Source organism: Myxococcus sp. AM010, assembly GCF_013372585.1.
Classification (GTDB): Bacteria; Myxococcota; Myxococcia; order Myxococcales; family Myxococcaceae; genus Myxococcus; species Myxococcus vastator.
On the sequence record NZ_JABXEO010000206.1, the window covers coordinates 1 to 1317 of the forward strand.

A 1317-nucleotide genomic window follows, 5' to 3' on the forward strand; every position below is an offset into this window, starting at 1 on the left:
CGCGAGCGACCTGGGCGGTCCACAGGGAGGACACCGAGGCGAGGGAGTCGAAGGGCCTGGAGGTGTCGTTGAAGGAGAAGAGGACCTGCTGGCGCTCGGAGGCGGAGAGGAGGTCGACGGACGCAAGGGGCGCGGAGGGAGCGGCGAGCGCGCCTTCGAGCAGGCGCAGGTAGTGGCCCACCAGGCGCTGGATGGAGTCGTGCTCGAACAGGTCGGTGCTGTACTGCACCGTCACGCCGAAACCTTCCGTGCTGGCGTGCACCGTCAGCGACAGGTCGAAGTGCGTGGTGTGGATGTCCAGTTCCAGCGGGCGCGCATCGAGTCCAGGGAATGCGCCTGTCAACGCATCGCCCTGCTGGTACAGGTCGAACATCACCTGGAAGAGCGGTGAGTGAGCGGAAGTCCGCTCCACGCCCAGCGCACGAACGACGCGCTCGAAAGGAACGTCCTGGTGGGACATGGCCTCCAGGGTGGTGGCGCGGACCTCGGAGAGCAGTGAGTCGAAGGAGCTGTCCGCGTGCACCTGGCTGCGCAGCACCAGCGTGTTCACCAAGGTGCCGACGACGTCCTCGGTGGCCGGATGGGTGCGGCCCGCGACGGGCGTGCCGACGCAGAAGTCGGACTGCTGCGAGTAGCGGCGCAGCAGCGCGGCGAAGGCCGCGTAGAACACCATGAAGGGCGTGACTTGCCGCTCGCGGCAGAGCGCGCGCACGGCCTCGTTCAGGCGAATGGACAGCGGCTCCCGGCGGGTCAGCCGTCCCCGAGGTGAGAGGACTGGAGGCCGCGCCTTGTCCGTGGGGAGCGACAGGACCGCCGGTGCGCCGGTGAGCTGCTGCTTCCAGTATTCGAGCTGCGCGTCCTCGCTCGCGAGCACGGGGGCGCTGCGCTGCCAGACCGCCACGTCCGCCCAATCCAGTGTCACAGGTGGCAGCTCGGGAGCTGCGCCCTGCTGGAACGCTCGATACGCCACGCCCAATTCGCGGACCAGGATGGACAGGGACAAGCCATCCACCGCCAGGTGGTGGAAGACGAGCGACAGGACGTGGTGCTCGGCAGAGAGACTCAGCAGGCTGAAGCGATAGAGCGGGCCATGCTCCATCGAGAACGGCGTGTCGATCTCCTCCCGCAGCCAGGGCTGCACCTCGTCGGCGACCTCCACCTTCTGGTGACGGAGGACGCGTGCCGGCACCTCGAGGAGGAAGGGAGCAGGGCGCCCTTCGTCAGAGGGGACGGCGAGGCGGAGGACTGAATGGCGAGAGAGGAGCCAGCGGAGTGCGGACGACAGCGCCTCGACGTCGAGAGGGCCGTGAAGGAGAG

At 68.3% G+C, this 1317-nt stretch carries 1 protein-coding gene; it reads right to left on the minus strand.

Translation table 11 applies throughout. The features are described 5' to 3' along the window. Positions 1 to 1317 (minus strand): condensation domain-containing protein (locus HV826_RS36325; RefSeq protein ID WP_255217603.1); only part of this gene is annotated, 1317 nt, incomplete at both ends.